Source organism: Weissella thailandensis, from assembly GCF_005405465.1.
Lineage (GTDB): Bacteria > Bacillota > Bacilli > Lactobacillales > Lactobacillaceae > Weissella > Weissella thailandensis.
Genome location: NZ_BJEC01000011.1, coordinates 56,946 through 74,120 on the forward strand (window position 1 = coordinate 56,946; position 17,175 = coordinate 74,120).

Here is a 17,175-nt window from a genome sequence, read left to right on the forward strand (position 1 = left end):
TTATAAAAAATAATTGTGTAAATATTATTAAAGAGAGGCAAAAACATGAAAGAAAAGCCAAATAGTCAATCAATTTTCCAGCGTTGGATGCTGGATAATAAGGTTGTATCTGCAATGTTAATGATTTTATTATTTTTAATAATTATCTTTATGCTTCATAAAGTAGAATTTATTTTCGCACCAGTTGCGGAATTCTTTAGGGCTGTTGGTGCGCCAATCATTATTGCAGGTGTATTTTATTTCTTATTGAATCCGATGGTCGATTGGGCAGAACGTCGGTATAATTTTCCGAGAATCGCCACTATTTCAATTCAATTTTTAATTTTGGCTGTTTTGATTGTTTGGGGTTTAGCAGTGTTTATTCCCTGGGTAAGTAGTCAAATTGGTAGTTTGGTTGAAGAATGGCCAACCTATTGGCATAAAATTGTGCATATGGTTGATCAATTTACGTCAAACAAACAATTTAATGCTATTAATAAATGGTTTAATACAACTAATACCGAAATATCAAGTTGGTTACAAGATTATTCAGCCGAATATGCTAAGAAAGGGCTACATGGTGTGTCTTCTGTTGTGGGGACAGTCACTAGTGTTGTGATTGCCATTATTACTTTCCCATTTGTCCTATTTTACTTGCTAAAGGATGGCCATCAGATGCCAGCGTATGTAGCAAAGTTTTTGCCAGCCAAGGCACGCCGCTCATTTTTAGAGACACTAAAAGAAATTAGTACGCAAATTTCAAATTACATTCGTGGCCAAATTGCAGTTGCGTTTGCGGTAATGATTATGTTTGCGATTGGATATACAATTATAGGGTTACCCTATGGTTGGTTAATTGCCATTGTCGCTGGAATTTTGAATATTATTCCTTTCCTAGGATCATTTTTGGCAATGGTGCCAGCCATTGTTGTCGGTATTTTTGTTTCACCAATCATGTTGATATCTGTTCTGATTGTCTTTATGATTGAGCAAACGTTAGAAGGACGACTGATTTCACCAAAGTTGTTGGGATCTTCAATGAAAATTCATCCAGTAACCGTTCTGATTGTTTTGCTATCAGCGGGAAATGTGTTTGGCGTCTTAGGTGTTATTTTTGGAGTACCTGGATATGCCATTTTGAAAGTGTTGGTTTACCGCTTCTATAGTTGGTGGGAATCGACTTCTGATATCTTTAAAGAAACTGACTAGAATTAAAACATTAATAAATTTTGACAAGTATAGCGCAAGGTACCTAAAGTACGTGCTATACTTGTTTTTGTATGCATTAATCACGTGTAGGTTAAAAAATGACCTAAGGAGAATAGGAGAAGTTAAATTATGAGTACGAATCACATTGTTTTGTTTGAACCATTAATGCCAGCGAATACGGGGAACATTGCGAGAACCGCTACTGGAACTAATGCCAAATTGGATTTAATTGAACCACTAGGATTTAAATTAGATGATAAACATGTCAAACGTGCTGGTTTGGACTATTGGGATAATGTTGATATTACCGTTCACAAGAACTTGCCTGCTTTTATGGCAACGCTAAAAGATACTGATGAATTGTTCCTTATCTCTAAATTTGCAAAACAGTCATATCATCAAGCTGACTATACAAATCCTGATCATGATTATTATTTCTTATTCGGTAAAGAAACAACAGGCTTGCCTGAGCCCTTTATGAAGGAGCATCCAGACCAAGCTTTGCGTATCCCACAAAATGATAATCACATTCGTTCACTAAATCTTTCAAATACAGCAGCAATTGTTATTTATGAAGTTTTGCGTCAACAAAGTTTTCCTAATCTTGATCTGACTCATGAATATGATTACGATAAACTGAAGTAAACACTAGATGATTGGTCTCTAATTTTTAAGAAAGGAGGACCATATGGCATATAAGAAGAGTACAGCTAGAAAAAAGCCAACAAGGGGTCGCCCTAAAAAAAGCACTCCAAGAAAGACAACTAATCGTAAGAAGAAAAAAAACAATGATACTTTGGATTGGTTTATCTCACGTTTACCACAGATTTCAGGATTAATTGCAGTTATTTTAACCATCCTAGCAATTGCTAAAGTCGGATTGGTTGGCAAATTAGTGGCAAACTTAGTCCGCTTATTGGTGGGTGGCTCTTACCAAATATTGTTGATTGTCTTGTTGATACCATTTCTAGTTGTCATGGCATATGGAACATGGCCGCCTCGATTGAAATGGCATCATTATCTAGGCTTTACCACATTTTATGTGGGTATTATGTTGATTGGTTCTATTTTGTTATTTAATAAGATGGATTTGCATAGCGATTATGTTGTCACTATCCAACAATTAATTAATCAAGATTTAAATAATCATGCGGTTACAACGCCGGTAGGTGGTGGTATTATTGGTGCGTTTATCTATCAATATACTTATTTAGCAACAGGTAATTTTGGCTCATGGTTGCTTGCTATCGTGCTATTGATTGTTGGTAATGTTGTGATGTTCCGATTACCAATCCGTAGCGTCTTTGATAATTTCTTTACGTTTGCTGAAGGCGCAGGTGATTTAGTACAGACTCAGGCGACAACGGCCCATGAAAAAATGACAGAGTCAATTAGTACGTTCCGTACAAAACAAAAAGATCGTCAGCAAGAGGCGATGAAGGATTTCTTTAATGAAGATCCTTTTAGTTCTAACCAAGAGAAGAAAGAAAATCCATTACCTGAGGCGTCTTCATCGGGTGAAGTCCATTTTAAGGTACCCAATAAGAAACAAGCATTAACTGATAATGATGCAGAAGCTTCGGTTACTAAGTTTGTGGTACCTGAAATTGTGGCACCGACTTCTCAATATGATCAACAGGCGACAGTGTCTGTTGATCCAGAATTAATGAAAAAGAGCCAGTCAAGTAGTGCCACAGCAACTGAAACTAAGGCACAGCATGCTGCTGCTTCAACGGCGCCTGCCTCAATGCAATCAAGCGCACCACAACAAGCCAAGACAAGTTTTGATTCTAAACGAGTTGTACAGTCAGCTGATCCAGTTGAACCAGTTGTTTATGGTGAAGACTTAGCGGACGATGATTTGCTACCAGGTCAGGATGTGCCATTGTCACATGTGGATATGCTAGATCGACCAGCAAAAAGTGAAGCTAAGCAAACGTCGCATCAAGCTAATATGCATGTGACACCGTCAGCAATGTCGGAGCCAACGCCAGATGTTGATGCAAGCGGGTTGGCAACCGTGGTTAGTGATGAGGACTATCGCATACCAACAACCCAGTTATTACAACAAATTGGTTCGACTGATCAATCACAGGAACGTGATGCCCTTAGTGAAAAGGCTCAGATTCTTCATCAAACTTTGCAGAGTTTCAAAATTAATGCAACGGTTGAAAAGGTTGTGTTAGGACCAACAGTTACTCAGTATGAAATTAAACCGGCTGTTGGGGTCAAAGTTTCGAAAATCCAAAATTTGGCTGATGATTTAGCGCTAGCATTAGCAGCAAAGTCCTTACGTATTGAGGCACCAATTCCTGGAAAAAATGTTGTTGGTATTGAAGTCGCCAATGATCAACAAGCGACAGTTGGTTTTCGTGACATGGTTGAAGAAGCCGGTATTGACACTGAAAAACCATTGGTTGTGCCAATTGGACGAGGTGTCACAAGTGGCGTTGTTAAAGTTGATTTGACTAAAATGCCGCACTTGCTAATTGCTGGTTCAACTGGGTCAGGAAAATCAGTGGCTATTAATGGTATTTTAGCTTCAATTCTATTGCAAGCTAAACCTTCACAAGTACGTTTGATGCTTGTTGACCCTAAAAAGGTGGAGTTGTCAGTTTATAACGACATTCCGCATCTGATTACACCAGTTGTTTCGGATCCAAAAAAGGCAGCGTTGGGACTAAAGAAGGTTGTTGCTGAGATGGATCGTCGCTTTAAGTTATTGGCTGAAGAAGGTGTCCGTAATATTGACGGTTACAATAAGCTAATGAAAAAGCGTGATGAAACCGAAAAGGGTGTTGCTTCGCAAAAATTGCCATATCTAGTTGTTATTATTGATGAGTTGGCTGATCTGATGATGACGTCGTCTGTATCAGGAGACGTTGAAAATGCCATTGTTCGAATCGCGCAATTGGGACGTGCTGCTGGTATCCATATGATAGTTGCCACACAACGACCATCGGTTGATATTATTACTGGATTGATTAAAGCGAACGTACCATCACGAATGGCTTTCGCCGTATCCTCTGGTGTTGATTCACGTACTATCTTAGATGGTAATGGTGCTGAGAAACTATTAGGTCGTGGTGATATGTTATTTGCGCCAATCGGGTCAAATGGACCACAACGTGTCCAAGGTGCGTTTATATCTGATGATGATGTTGAAGCAATTACTGATTATATTAAGCAACAAGGTAGTGCACAATATGATGAATCAATGTCAGTATCAGATGCTGAAGTACAGGCATTAGAAAATGGTCATGGCTCAGGTAATGACGAATTGGATGAAAAGTGGGATGAAGTTTTGGAATTCATTCTTCGTGCAAATGGTGCATCGACATCATCTATTCAACGTCACTTCGGGATGGGCTATAATCGTGCTGGACGAATTATTGATGCCTTAGAAGATCGTGGATTAATCGGTCCGGCAAATGGTTCTAAGCCACGTGAGTTGAAGTTTACTGCTGAAATGATGGATCGTTTTAAAAAGGATGCACAGTAAGAAATGAGCAATTCAGACATTCGGAATTACGATTAAAAAGTTTTAGATTAAATGAGAAGCTGGGACAAAAATGTTCCAGTTTTTTTGTGTTAAAAATGTATTAATTATGTTTCTTTGTAATTCTTATCACATAACTGAATTTCAAAGCAACTTTTGTCTCGCAGTCTCTTTTTTAACATCTTAGGTTGATAGTATTGGTGATTTTTAATTTAAAAGATAGTTATTTTAACAAAATATGCTATCCTAATAGTGTTAACTGCCAATTATGATAGGAGTTTTTGCATGATAGAATTAAAAAATTTAACAAAAGAGTTTGGTGACAAAATTGCGGTTGACAATATGAATATGCAACTAGAAGCAGGACATGTCGTTGGTTTGATTGGCCAGAATGGTGCTGGGAAAACGACAACTTTCCGAATGATGCTGGATTTTATTAAGCCCACACAAGGTACGATTACTTGGGATAATCATGCTATTACAAATCGAGATAGGCAAAATATTGGTTTTTTGCCTGAAGAACGTGGCTTGTATCAAAAATTGAGTATTGAACAGCAAGTTGTTTATTTTGCTGCACTACATGGTATGTCGAAGAGTGATGCAAAACAAAAATTAAAGCATTGGATGACTAGACTGGACGTTGTGGGTAAGGTAACTGATAAAGTCCAAAGTCTGTCTAAAGGTAATGCACAAAAAGTTCAATTAATTGCGACGGTGATTACTGAACCATCATTACTGATATTGGATGAACCATTTACTGGTCTTGATCCAGTTAATGCCCAACTCATGATGAATGAAATTTTACGCCTGAAGCACAACGGCACGATGATTATCTTTAGTTCACATAATATGAGTGGTGTTGAAAAGTTATCAGATGAATTATTAATGTTAAAACATGGACAGACAGTGCTAAGTGGTGGTTTATCTGATATTAGAGAGTCATTTGGACGTAGTGAAATCTATTTAGAATCACCTGTAGAAGATGCGGAATTATTAGCGATACCAGGTGTCGTCTCGGTTGAGAAAGAAGGTGATGGCCGACATCTGAAGTTATCAGATGATCGTGTTGGTAAAGAGGTGTTCAGGATTGTTGCTCGAGACGGGTATGTACCGGTGTTTGCACAGACACCACCTACATTAGACGAAATTTTCCGTCGTGAAGTTGCCGGGGGTATTAAAAATGACTAGACATCAATTATTTTTGGTTGCCCGACAAACTTATATGAATCGCATGAAAACATTCGGCTTTTGGTCGGTTGTTTTAGCACCATTATTAATTTTACTGGTTATCTTCGGTATTACGTTTGCAATAGATGCTACTAAAAGTGATGAGAAACCTACTGTAGCAATAGTGAATAACACATCACTAACGACGTATTTGGAGAAAAATAAATCAGTTGGTGCGCAGTATACGAATATCAAGTCGTCGGCTAAAGCCAAACAAGCCTTGCGTAATGATAAGATTGATGGTTATTTGACTTCGCAAAATGAGTGCTATCATTTAACGATGGCCAAAGATGCTGAATCACTATCTGAAGATACTTTGCAAACGACGATTAATCAATATTATATGGTTAATCAAGCAGCCAAATTGCATTTAGATACGAAACAATTACAAGATTTGATTCAACCACCACCATTTAATTCAACTGTCTATAGCAACAATGGTAAAACATCAACGGGTGGTGTATCTTCAAACGCTGCTAATAGTATGCTAGCTGGTGGATTAGGTATCTTTATCTTTATTTTTCTGACGGCGTATGTCGGCATGATTGCTCAAGAAATTGCGAATGAAAAGTCTTCGCGAATTATGGAAATTTTGTTAGCAGTCACTTCGGCTGGGGTACAATTTTTTGGTAAACTATTAGGCGTTGCTGCGCTGGCAATTACCCATGGTATTGTGTATGTTGTGGCTGGCGTCATTGGCTACGCCTTTGTGCCTGATAATAAATATGTTGACATGGCTAAGGAACTTCTTACTGGTGTTGATGTTGGTTTTGCCGTAATGACGGGATTGTTAGCGATTGTTGGGATATTCTTGTACATGATTTTAACAGCAATTATATCGGCAATGATCAATGACTTGAGTCAAGTACAACAAGCTGTATCTCCAATTACTTATATGGCGATGATTGGCTATATTTTGACGTTTATCCTTGAGGGTCAGCCACATAATATGTTGATTAATACATTGTCTTATGTGCCATTTGTATCTCAGACGCTTATGCCAGCACGCTTAGGATTACAATATGCTAATATGACTGATGCGTTCGTTGCATTAGTATTAGAAGTTATTGTGCTGATTTTCTTGGCCAGATATGGATTACGAGTTTATAAGAAAAATGTGTTAACGTACAGTGATGGTAATATTACTAAAGCAGCTTTGTTGAGCTTAAAAGGATTATTTAGTAAAAAAACAATTGATGATTAACGGTAACAACCCTATGCTATTGAGAAAGTAGCATAGGGTTGTTATGATGTAGAGGTGAATACTCATAGTTATTATTGTATAAAGTATGTAGCAATAAAGAAAAGACAGCGAGACAAAAGACACTTGTTATATTCAGGCGTTAGCTTTTGGTACGCGTTTATGTTTAAAATTTTTCAAATTCTGGACATAAAAGAGCCTGGAACATCTTTTGTTCCAGGCTCTTGATTAACTTATTTTTCTTCTTCCTCATTTTGTTGATTGCCGAGGAAACGATCTTTATTTTTGTCGTTTAAATCAGGAATATCAAAAACCTCGTCAACTTGACGAGCTAATTCATCATTTCTTTTGGTTTGTAGTGGCATGTCAAGAACCTCCTATGTAATAGTTAGACCTATTATAGCATGTTTAATTAAAATTTGGTTAAATAAGAAAAATTGGTAAAAACACGGCAAATTGTCAGCTGATAGTTAAGAAAGGCATCTAGATGGCATCAGAACATATTGAACAGAAATTAGCTTTATTACCTGATTTACCAGGATCATATCAAATGAAAGATAAAGATGGGAAAATTATTTACGTTGGTAAGGCTAAAAATTTAAAAAATAGAGTCCGTTCTTATTTTAAAAGTGAACACTCTGGAAAAACTGAGCAGCTAGTCGCTAATATCGCCGACTTTGATTTTATTGTGACAAGTTCTGAAAAAGAATCATTGTTGCTAGAAATTACGCTAATTCAGAAATACCAGCCTTATTATAATATTAGGTTAAAACGTGGGACTGGCTATCCGTATATTAAGATAACTAATGAACGTGATCCACAAATCCAATTAGCAAATGAAGTAGCAGATGACGGTGGTCATTATTTTGGCCCCTATCCGAATGTCTATGCTGCTCAGGAAACCTTGCACTTTTTGCAAAAAGTTTATCCTTTACGGCGTTGTCATGGGTTTCAAGGACGCCCATGTTTGTACGCTAATATTGGACAGTGTTTAGGTGCTTGTTACAAAGTAGTTCCTGAACAAGAATATAGTGATCAGATAAAGAAGATAAAACGCTTTCTAGATGGTGATACCAGGGTTGTCACCAAAATGTTACAAGAAAAAATGGTTGATGCGGCGGCGAATTTGGCTTATGAACGTGCAGCTGACTTAAGAGACCAATTAAAATTTATTGAAGCAACCGTTGAAAAGCAAAAAATTATTTCACGTGATGGTACGCCCAGAGATATCTTTAATTTTTATATGGATAAAGGTTGGTTATCAGTCCAGGTTTTCTTTATTAGGCAAGCCCGTTTAATGAAACGTGAAAAACGGCTATTTGCTATAGTTGGTTCAGCACAAGAAGAATTGACAAGTTTTATTTTACAATTTTACAATCGGCGGAATGCTGTGTTACCAAAAGAAATCTTGGTACCGGCAGGTGTTGATAAAGAGGCTATTTCGCAGGTGTTTGATGTGCCAGTACGGACCCCGCAACGTGGTGAAAAGCGGGCATTGTTTGAATTAGCAGGGAAGAATGCCAAAATTGTTTTGGATGAAAAATTCCGCCTACTAGAGATGAACGAGTCAAAAACCAGTGGTGCAATGCAAGAAATTGCTGATGCGTTGAATATTCCAGAGATTCATCGTATTGAGGCCTTTGACCATTCTCATTTACAAGGAACAGCGATGGTTTCTGCGATGGTTGTCTTTGAAGATGGTGTACCAAACAAAAACAAATATCGTAAGTATAAAAACAAAACGACTGAGCACGCTGATGAACATGCTGAAACGATGGAGGTCATTCGGCGACGGTACACAAGATTATTGAAAGAACATGAGGAAATGCCAGATCTTATTTTAATGGATGGTGGGGTTATTCAATTAAATGCGGCTCGAGAGGTTATCGAGGATGAATTAGGTCTTGATATTCCGGTAGCAGCTATGGTAAAAAATGATCAGCATAAGACTGCTGACTTGTTAAAGAAAGAAGGGGCGGCTCATGTCCACCTTGATCCAAATTCACAAGGTTTTTATTTATTACAACGGATACAGGATGAAGTCCATCGATTTGTTATTACATTTCATCGTCAACTACGTTCTAAAAGTTCATTGGGTTCAAGACTAGATGGTATTGCTGGGGTTGGCCCCAAGACACGCCAAAAATTATTAACAAAGTTCGGTTCAATAAATAAAATGGCGAACGCCTCATTAGATGATTTAAAACAATTGGGGATATCAGAAAAGGTTGCCAATAATATACGCATATCATTGGCAGCAATGCAAAATCATGACGACTAAAGGTGGTCAAACCTGAGAAAGTGCTGTAAAATGTAACACGACAGTTTACAGTTGGCTACAAGGCAGCTAAAAAAGAAAGTGAGGTCATGAACGATGGCGTTTGTCGACCAAGTAAAAATATTTGTTAAAGCAGGAAAAGGTGGGGATGGTGCAGTTTCATTCCGCCATGAAAAATATATTGATATGGGAGGTCCTTTCGGTGGCGATGGTGGCCATGGTGGATCGGTCATCATGGTTGTTGATGAGGGCCTTCGTACGCTGATGGATTTCCGTTATCAACGCCACTTTAAGGCGCAAGTTGGTGGTAATGGTGCTACCAAGGGGATGACAGGAAAATCAGCAGAAGATTTAATTATTAAAGTTCCACAAGGAACGACGATTACAAACACAGAAACGGGTGCAGTCATTGGTGATTTGACTGAAAAAGGGCAACGCTTAGTTATTGCCCAAGGTGGCCGTGGTGGTCGTGGTAATATTCGGTTTGCTTCATCGAAAAATCCAGCTCCTGAGATTGCTGAAAATGGTGAACCAGGTGAAGAATTAGATATTTCCCTAGAATTAAAAGTATTGGCAGATGTCGGCTTAGTTGGTTTCCCATCAGTTGGAAAGTCAACGTTATTATCAGTTGTAACAGCAGCAAAGCCTAAGGTGGCAGCTTATCATTTCACTACCTTAGTGCCCAACTTAGGGATGGTACGTTTAGGTGATGGACGTGATTTTGTTATGGCTGATTTACCTGGTTTGATTGAAGGTGCTTCGGAGGGTGTCGGATTAGGAATCCAATTCTTACGGCATGTTGAACGAACTAGAGTTATTTTGCATATGATTGATATGTCAGGTGTTGATCCAGAACAGGATCCTTACGATAATTACATAAAAATCAATCAAGAATTAGCAGCCTACGATCCAGCATTATTAGAGCGTCCACAAATTATTGTACCTACTAAGATGGATATGCCGGATGCTCAAACCGCCCTTGAAATGTTTGAAGAGCAACTTCGTAAAGATGATAGTGTACCTGATAATCTTGAAATCATGCCAATTTCGTCATTATCACGTGAAGGTTTGGAACCTTTGTTACGTCGTACAGCTGACTTATTGGATGAGACACCTGCCTTTATACCAAAGGGAATGGTGGCAACTGGTGATGAACAAGCAAATTATGAATTTGAGGGACGTGAGCAACCATTCGAATTATCACAAGATGAGTATGGCACTTGGATTCTATCTGGTGATGAAATTGAACGATTGTTTAAGCGTACAAATACAAACTTTACAGAATCATTAATGCGTTTTGCACGTCAAATTAGGTTTATGGGTGTTGATGAGGCGCTCCATGAAGCTGGTGCGAAGAATGGTGATACTGTACAGATTTTAGATTTCCAATTTGAATACGAAGAGTAAGATCGATTAAATATTTGGAAATTTTATAGCTCGTTTATTTTCGGTAAAGCTGAGAATAAACGAGTTTTATTAATTAAAAAGGAGGATGATATGGCGGGAAATCAGGTTGAACATGTTGAAGAGTTGGGAAAATATATCACAATTGCTAAGCAACAGATAACCTGGGAGCAAGTTATCAAAAAGTCGCGGTTTATTGTAAATATCGCGCGTGTGTCAAATGAAGAAGAAGCGAAACAATTTATCGATAGTATTAGTTTGACTCATCGTAAGGCAACACATAATGTTTGGGCATATTTACTAGGCGATCGTAATGAAATACAACGATATTCTGATAATGGTGAGCCGGCCGGCACAGCTGGTGTACCGATGTTAGAAGTTTTAAAAAATAATGCCATTCGCGATGTTGCAGTGGTTGTAACGCGTTATTTTGGTGGCATTAAGCTTGGTGCCGGTGGGCTTGTTAGAGCTTATGCAGGAACTGTTGTAGGCGGTGTTGAAGCGAGTGGCTTGATTGAACGAATTCAGCGCCATGAAGTACGTTTACAAATTGCTTATAAGCAATTGGACCCGCTGAAATATTGGTTAGGGCAGAATGATTATCAGATTTTAGATACAGCCTATGCGTCTGATGTAACGATTACAGTTGCGGTCGCTGATTCAGAAATGACGGCATTCAAGCAGGCAGTTACTGACGAAATGGCTGGTCAGGTGCAGATTGTTGTTGGGAATATTAATTGGTATGAAATACCATATACGAATAAAGTTCATGCAAAAACTGAAACGCTTAAATAAGTTGTTTTTTATGATGCATTTATCGTACGTCCTGTAAAATGTTTTTATCAGGTTAAAAAACAAAGTATTGGAAGAAAAAATGAAAACGGATATTATCAGGGTGCACGTCGTTATTTTAGGCATGCTTTTGGTCATTTGGTTGGTACCAACCAACTATAATTTTTTAATTTGGAATATATTTTTAGCATTGATACCATTTGATTTAGCCTTATTAATTCGGTATGCCAAGAAGCATCGTCTTGTAAAGGGGTTAATAACACTAGTTTGGTTAGCTTTTTTTCCAAATGCCATGTATATGGTGACTGATTTTAGTCATTTGTCATCCATTGGTACCGGATTAATGACTGAAACCCAATTTTTTAATTACGCTATTTTGGCAGTGGGTGTATTAACTGGCCTAATATTAGGAATTGCTTCAGCACACATTGTTGGTCGGGTCTATTGTCAAAAATCTTCAACTATTTGGACGATATTGTTTTATATGATTTTGTCTTTTGTTTCGGCGTATGGTATTTACCTCGGTCGGTTTTTGCGTATTAATTCGTGGGAAATCGTTAGTGATCCACAAAAAGTTATCAAACTATTTACGGCTTCGATATCAATGCATAGTTTGGTGTTTGTTATTTCATTTGGGGCGCTACAATTTGCGCTATTAGTGTTATATCACATGGTTCGTCGTATAAATGTTGATTAAAAAAGCCTTGGTGTTTTTCATTGCTAGTTATTTTGCTAACTAGTTGAAAAGAACATCAAGGCCTTTTTTATAAATTAAGTGAATCATCATTTTTTAATGATTTTGTACGATAAAAGAATAGCACAGCATTCACGACTATCAGGAGGGCACTTGCAATGAAGATGCCTCTATAATCGAAAAACATTGCAACAATTGTTCCCATTATTGGTCCAGCAACTGATCCTAATGATTGGAATGATTGATTGTATGCAAAGATACGTGAAGTAATCTGCGATGGCGTTGTTTTAGATATTAGTGTTTGAACCGCAGGTAGCATCGTGGCATCAGAAATACCTATCATAAAACGTAAGATGGCTAGCTGCCAAACTGCAGTGACAAACCCTGTGGGTAACATAAATGAAAATGCCAGTGTAAATCCAATTAACATGATACGATGTGTACCAATGCGATCACCTAATCTTCCAAATTTTGGTGCAGCCAGCATGGTTGCAATACCCGGCATAGCGGCAACGACTCCGGCCCAGAATGTGGTGCCGTTATTGCCGTTATTTAATTCACGGACAAAAAGGGCAACGATCGGGCTGATGGACTGATTAACGATTTGAATGATAAAAGTTGTTAGAAATAAGCTAATCGTTAACTGGGGGTGTTTTAATTGTTTAAATACTTCTTTACGTGATAATGATTCGCCAGGTGCAATTGGGGTAAACTCTTCTTTGACCAAGGTAATGACAAGTGTAAATACTAGTAAAAATATAATACCAGTAATAATGAAAGACAAACGATAGCTCACAATTGAAGCAAGAATACCACCGATGAATGGGCCAATTAGCTGTCCGCCAGTTACACCAGTGACTAGTGTCCCTAAAGCATAGCCAGATTTGTCTTTTGGCGTTTGGGTAGCAATCATGGCATTCGCGTTTGAAATAAAGCCACCACATAGACCTTGTAACGCACGAAAGAAAATAAGCTGCCAAATATTTTGGGCTGCTCCCATTAGGAAAAACACAATAGCCATTCCTAATGATGCACGCAATAACATAAGTTTACGTCCCTTGCTATCAGCTAGTTTTCCCCAAAAAGGCGATATAATTGCAGTCATTAAAAAAGTGATAGAAAAAGTTAGTCCACTATAGAAGGTTAATTGATTTTTAGTAAAATCACCTAGTGTATCTACGTATAGAGATAAAAAAGGCATAACTTCACTAAATCCAATACCAGTCATGAAAACACCAAACCAAAGTACAAACAAGTTTCGGCGCCAAGTAGGCAACTCAGACAATTTTTCTTTTAGCATGATTGTCTCCTGTTGATTTGTTTTTTATAAATAACCATTTTACTCGTTTTGTAGTATTCATGCACGTGATAAAACCCACAACAAAAAAGAACTGGCTATTAACCAGTCCCTTTTTGTTGTAGGTTTAATAAGAGATATGTTAATTGAGTAGATTTACTAGGAAAGTAAAAACTCTTCGTCATGTGGGTGACGAAACGACCAAGCAATGAGCGTAGGCTTTCTCGTTACTTATCTTTAAGTCGATATTTAAATAATAACTAGGAAATGTGAATAAAGTGTGAATATTATTGTACAAAATTTCACATTATGAAATTTAACAATCATGGTAAATTAAAAATAGCTAGAATTTTTCTGCTATAATGTAAGCAGTGACTTGTAGAATTGGAGAAGAACATGTACGAATATCTAAAAGGTACTATAACAGCAATATTGCCAAGCTATATTGTAATCGACATACAAGGAATTGGTTATCGAGTGCTAGTTGCTAACCCATATACCTTTTCTTTGAATGACACAATGACTGTTTACGTTGAACAGATAATTCGTGACAACGAACAAGCTTTATATGGCTTTTCTAATAAAGAAGATAAAGATTTATTTCAAAAATTATTGAACGTTTCAGGTATTGGGCCTAAATCAGCTTTGGCAATTTTGGCAAACAGTGACCATACAGGATTAATTAATGCCATTATGCAAAATGACATTAGCTTTTTAACAAAGTTTCCTGGTATTGGTAAAAAGACAGCGCAACAAATTGTTTTAGATTTGCAAAATAAGCTTGCTGATTTGACATTATCAGTTGAGTCTAATGATCCGCTGCCAGCAAATGGGGAAAATTCAGCATTAGTTGATGCTTTATTAGCCTTAGAGGCTTTAGGATATGCGAAGAAGGATACGAAGCGTGTTGAAAAAGAATTAACAAAGCAAACAAACTTATCTACTGCGGAATACGTGAGTGCAGGTTTGAAGTTATTGCAGTAAGGTTTTGGGGGAAATAAATGGCAGAGGACTTTTTACATGATATGTCTACTGACACTGGTGAACAGTCGATTGAACAAACGTTACGTCCCAGTACATTGCAGCAGTATATCGGTCAAGAAGATTTAAAACAAAGATTGCAGGTATATATTGAGGCGGCAAAGCAACGTTCAGAACCATTGGATCATATGTTATTATACGGACCACCAGGATTAGGTAAGACAACCTTAGCAATGGTTGTGGCTCACGAAATGGGGGTCAATTTGCGGACAACATCTGGTCCAGCAATTGAAAAGTCTGGTGATTTACTGGCATTGTTAAATGAACTTGCCCCAGGCGATGTTTTATTTATTGATGAAATTCATCGTCTGCCTAAGCAAGTTGAAGAGATGTTATATTCAGCAATGGAAGATTTTTATGTTGACATTATTGCTGGCGAAGGTCCTAATGCACACCCGATTCATTTTCCATTACCACCGTTTACGTTGATTGGTGCGACGACCCGGGCAGGGATGTTGTCGCAACCCTTACGTGATCGTTTTGGGATTGTTGAACATATGGCATATTACACGGCAACTGAATTATCAGAGATTATTAAACGTTCAGCCGATATATTTAATATTGAAGTTGCTGATGAGGGTGCTTATGAACTTGCGCGACGATCACGGGGAACACCACGAATAGCAAACCGCTTATTGCGACGCGTTCGTGATTTTACAACTGTGAAAGGTTTGCAAATAATTAACGATGAAATGGTCAATTTTTCACTCGCCTTATTGCAAATAGATGGCATGGGACTTGATGAGGTGGATCATAAGATTTTAGAAACAATGATCAAATTTTACCAAGGAGGCCCAGTTGGTGTTGGTACAATTGCCGCTAATATTGGTGAAGAGATCGATACGATTGAATCGGTTTATGAGCCATATTTATTACAAATCGGCTTTTTACAGCGAACACCACGAGGACGGGTTGTTACTTTAGCGGCATATGAACACTTACAATTACCATTACCTGATAAAAAATAGTTAGGAGTAAAGATAAATGACGGAAACATATACTAGTTTAAATGACTTTGATTATGATTTGCCACACGAATTAATTGCACAAACACCATTAGAAAAGCGTGATGGTTCACGTTTGTTAGAATTAAATGCAGATACTGGAGAATTACATGATCGTCATTTTTATGACATCATTGATTATTTGAATCCTGGTGATGCCTTAGTCATGAATAATTCACGTGTTTTGCCAGCACGACTTTATGGCGTACGGCCAGAAACAGGTGGCCATGTTGAGGTCTTATTACTTCGTCAAGATCAAGATGACGTTTGGGAGACTCTTGTGAAACCTGCACGTAAATATCCAGTTGGTCAAAAAATAGTTTTTGGTGATGGACGATTGACTGCGGAAGTGACAGAGGAGTTGGAACACGGTGGTCGTATGATTAAGTTCCATTATGATGGTATTTTTTTGGAGATTCTAGAAGAACTAGGAGAAATGCCATTACCACCATATATTAAAGAAAAGCTGGAAGATCAAGAAAGATACCAGACGGTTTATTCAAAGGTTAATGGTTCAGCTGCTGCACCAACTGCAGGATTGCATTGGACGCCTGAGTTGTTGCAAAAAGTAGTTGGTAAAGGAATTAAATTGATTGAGTTAACTTTACACGTTGGTTTAGGTACGTTTAGACCAGTTGAAGAAGACAATATCGATGATCATAAAATGCATTCCGAATTTTATCAATTAAGTGAAGAAGCCGCACAGACGTTGAATGAGGTTCGAGCTAATGGTGGTCGGATTGTAGCCACAGGAACGACATCAATTCGTACGCTTGAAACGATAGGTGCGAAGTTTGATGGTACATTACATGCAGATTCTGGTTGGACAGATATATTTATCAAGCCAGGATTTAAGTGGCAAGTTGTGGATGCATTTATTACCAACTTCCATTTACCTAAGTCAACCTTAGTGATGTTAGTGGCTGCTTTTACAGGTCGTGATAATATTTTAAATGCTTATAAGCATGCTGTAACTGAAAAATATCGCTTTTTCAGTTTCGGGGATGCAATGTTTATTCACCATTAAGGATAGGCATAGAAGATAAATTAATTTAAATAACAAAAGTGTTGACTTTGTCAGAACAAATGTGTATTATTAATATTGTTGTTGAGACAGATAAACACTTTGCGGATGTAGTACAATGGCTAGTGCTCCAGCCTTCCAAGCTGGGAATGCGGGTTCGATTCCCGTCGTCCGCTTCACGTCTTTATTGACGTGATGTTGATCATTGAAAACTGAATATCGTTTCGATGAAACAAATGTGTGGGGTCATCAAGTTTTACTTGATACAAAACATTTGTGAAGTCAATTCACTAATAAATTCGTTTAACTTCTGTTAAACAAATAACAACAAGTTGAGTTATACTCAAACTTTTAAAATGAGAGTTTGATCCTGGCTCAGGATGAACGCTGGCGGCGTGCCTAATACATGCAAGTCGAACGCTTTGTTTTTAATTGATATGAAGAGCTTGCTCTGATTTGATTTTATCTGACAAAGAGTGGCGAACGGGTGAGTAACACGTGGGTAACCTACCTCTTAGCAGGGGAT

Annotated in this window: 14 protein-coding genes, 1 tRNA gene and 1 rRNA gene; 14 read left to right on the plus strand and 2 right to left on the minus strand. The window is 37.8% G+C overall.

Annotated elements, in window-relative coordinates; all coding sequences use genetic code 11:
- Positions 1-45: 45 nt before the first annotated feature.
- The 5 genes from FFM62_RS06270 (at position 46) to FFM62_RS06290 (ending at position 7,118) form a co-directional block, all read left to right on the plus strand.
- Positions 46-1,188: an AI-2E family transporter gene (locus tag FFM62_RS06270; protein WP_115471312.1), complete on the plus strand. Its 1,143-nt coding sequence runs from the start codon at positions 46-48 to the stop codon at positions 1,186-1,188.
- Positions 1,189-1,317: 129 nt separating this feature from the next.
- Entirely contained in the window at positions 1,318-1,833 is a 516-nt protein-coding gene (locus FFM62_RS06275; protein WP_115471313.1) for a tRNA (cytidine(34)-2'-O)-methyltransferase, read from the plus strand.
- Between the two features lie 43 nt (positions 1,834-1,876).
- Positions 1,877-4,690, plus strand: a complete 2,814-nt coding sequence (locus FFM62_RS06280) for an FtsK/SpoIIIE family DNA translocase (RefSeq protein WP_115471314.1) — start codon at positions 1,877-1,879, stop codon at positions 4,688-4,690.
- Positions 4,691-4,972: 282 nt separating this feature from the next.
- The gene (locus tag FFM62_RS06285) at positions 4,973-5,875 is read left to right on the plus strand and encodes an ABC transporter ATP-binding protein (RefSeq protein WP_115471315.1); all 903 of its coding nucleotides are present in this window, start codon (positions 4,973-4,975) and stop codon (positions 5,873-5,875) included.
- The gene (locus FFM62_RS06290) at positions 5,868-7,118 is read left to right on the plus strand and encodes an ABC transporter permease (RefSeq protein ID WP_115471316.1); all 1,251 of its coding nucleotides are present in this window, start codon (positions 5,868-5,870) and stop codon (positions 7,116-7,118) included. The genes FFM62_RS06285 and FFM62_RS06290 overlap by 8 nt, the downstream gene beginning before the upstream one ends.
- Before the next feature lie 230 nt (positions 7,119-7,348).
- Here the strand turns inward: FFM62_RS06290 and FFM62_RS10395 are convergent, their stop codons facing one another.
- Positions 7,349-7,480: a hypothetical protein gene (locus FFM62_RS10395; RefSeq protein WP_261789492.1), complete on the minus strand. Its 132-nt coding sequence runs from the start codon at positions 7,478-7,480 to the stop codon at positions 7,349-7,351.
- Positions 7,481-7,602: 122 nt separating this feature from the next.
- Here FFM62_RS10395 and uvrC point away from each other — a divergent pair, with 122 nt between their 5' ends.
- From uvrC to FFM62_RS06310, 4 genes are all read left to right on the plus strand, one after another.
- Entirely contained in the window at positions 7,603-9,396 is a 1,794-nt protein-coding gene (gene uvrC / locus FFM62_RS06295) for an excinuclease ABC subunit UvrC (protein ID WP_115471317.1), read from the plus strand.
- Positions 9,397-9,489: 93 nt separating this feature from the next.
- The gene (gene obgE, locus FFM62_RS06300) at positions 9,490-10,800 is read left to right on the plus strand and encodes a GTPase ObgE (RefSeq protein WP_115471318.1); all 1,311 of its coding nucleotides are present in this window, start codon (positions 9,490-9,492) and stop codon (positions 10,798-10,800) included.
- A 90-nt stretch (positions 10,801-10,890) separates the two neighbouring features.
- Positions 10,891-11,592, plus strand: coding sequence for a YigZ family protein (locus tag FFM62_RS06305; protein WP_240005924.1), 702 nt, complete (start codon positions 10,891-10,893; stop codon positions 11,590-11,592).
- Positions 11,593-11,671: 79 nt separating this feature from the next.
- Positions 11,672-12,286, plus strand: a complete 615-nt coding sequence (locus FFM62_RS06310) for a DUF1361 domain-containing protein (protein ID WP_115471319.1) — start codon at positions 11,672-11,674, stop codon at positions 12,284-12,286.
- 67 nt (positions 12,287-12,353) lie between these two features.
- On the opposite strand, the gene FFM62_RS06315 is transcribed toward FFM62_RS06310, so the two are convergent.
- Positions 12,354-13,583: a multidrug efflux MFS transporter gene (locus tag FFM62_RS06315; protein ID WP_115471320.1), complete on the minus strand. Its 1,230-nt coding sequence runs from the start codon at positions 13,581-13,583 to the stop codon at positions 12,354-12,356.
- 393 nt (positions 13,584-13,976) lie between these two features.
- Here FFM62_RS06315 and ruvA point away from each other — a divergent pair, with 393 nt between their 5' ends.
- The 5 genes from ruvA to FFM62_RS06340 form a co-directional block, all read left to right on the plus strand.
- Positions 13,977-14,564: a Holliday junction branch migration protein RuvA gene (gene ruvA / locus FFM62_RS06320; protein ID WP_115471321.1), complete on the plus strand. Its 588-nt coding sequence runs from the start codon at positions 13,977-13,979 to the stop codon at positions 14,562-14,564.
- A gap of 17 nt (positions 14,565-14,581) precedes the next feature.
- A complete protein-coding gene (gene ruvB, locus FFM62_RS06325) occupies positions 14,582-15,589 on the plus strand; it encodes a Holliday junction branch migration DNA helicase RuvB (RefSeq protein WP_075269884.1) in 1,008 nt (335 codons plus the stop codon).
- Positions 15,590-15,605: 16 nt separating this feature from the next.
- A complete protein-coding gene (queA, locus tag FFM62_RS06330; protein WP_115471322.1) occupies positions 15,606-16,652 on the plus strand; it encodes a tRNA preQ1(34) S-adenosylmethionine ribosyltransferase-isomerase QueA in 1,047 nt (348 codons plus the stop codon).
- Positions 16,653-16,753: 101 nt separating this feature from the next.
- Positions 16,754-16,825 (plus strand) — tRNA-Gly (locus FFM62_RS06335).
- Between the two features lie 176 nt (positions 16,826-17,001).
- Positions 17,002-17,175, plus strand: a 16S ribosomal RNA gene (locus FFM62_RS06340); the annotation flags it as partial.

What these genes read in the sequence shown, in the direction of transcription:
- FFM62_RS06270 (WP_115471312.1), top strand. Translation starts at nt 46, where the DNA reads ATGAAAGAAAAGCCAAATAGTCAATCAATTTTCCAGCGTTGGATGCTG.
- FFM62_RS06275 (WP_115471313.1), top strand. Translation starts at nt 1,318, where the DNA reads ATGAGTACGAATCACATTGTTTTGTTTGAACCATTAATGCCAGCGAAT.
- FFM62_RS06280 (WP_115471314.1), top strand. Translation starts at nt 1,877, where the DNA reads ATGGCATATAAGAAGAGTACAGCTAGAAAAAAGCCAACAAGGGGTCGC.
- FFM62_RS06285 (WP_115471315.1), top strand. Translation starts at nt 4,973, where the DNA reads ATGATAGAATTAAAAAATTTAACAAAAGAGTTTGGTGACAAAATTGCG.
- FFM62_RS06290 (WP_115471316.1), top strand. Translation starts at nt 5,868, where the DNA reads ATGACTAGACATCAATTATTTTTGGTTGCCCGACAAACTTATATGAAT.
- FFM62_RS10395 (WP_261789492.1), bottom strand. Translation starts at nt 7,480, where the DNA reads ATGCCACTACAAACCAAAAGAAATGATGAATTAGCTCGTCAAGTTGAC.
- uvrC (WP_115471317.1), top strand. Translation starts at nt 7,603, where the DNA reads ATGGCATCAGAACATATTGAACAGAAATTAGCTTTATTACCTGATTTA.
- obgE (WP_115471318.1), top strand. Translation starts at nt 9,490, where the DNA reads ATGGCGTTTGTCGACCAAGTAAAAATATTTGTTAAAGCAGGAAAAGGT.
- FFM62_RS06305 (WP_240005924.1), top strand. Translation starts at nt 10,891, where the DNA reads ATGGCGGGAAATCAGGTTGAACATGTTGAAGAGTTGGGAAAATATATC.
- FFM62_RS06310 (WP_115471319.1), top strand. Translation starts at nt 11,672, where the DNA reads ATGAAAACGGATATTATCAGGGTGCACGTCGTTATTTTAGGCATGCTT.
- FFM62_RS06315 (WP_115471320.1), bottom strand. Translation starts at nt 13,583, where the DNA reads ATGCTAAAAGAAAAATTGTCTGAGTTGCCTACTTGGCGCCGAAACTTG.
- ruvA (WP_115471321.1), top strand. Translation starts at nt 13,977, where the DNA reads ATGTACGAATATCTAAAAGGTACTATAACAGCAATATTGCCAAGCTAT.
- ruvB (WP_075269884.1), top strand. Translation starts at nt 14,582, where the DNA reads ATGGCAGAGGACTTTTTACATGATATGTCTACTGACACTGGTGAACAG.
- queA (WP_115471322.1), top strand. Translation starts at nt 15,606, where the DNA reads ATGACGGAAACATATACTAGTTTAAATGACTTTGATTATGATTTGCCA.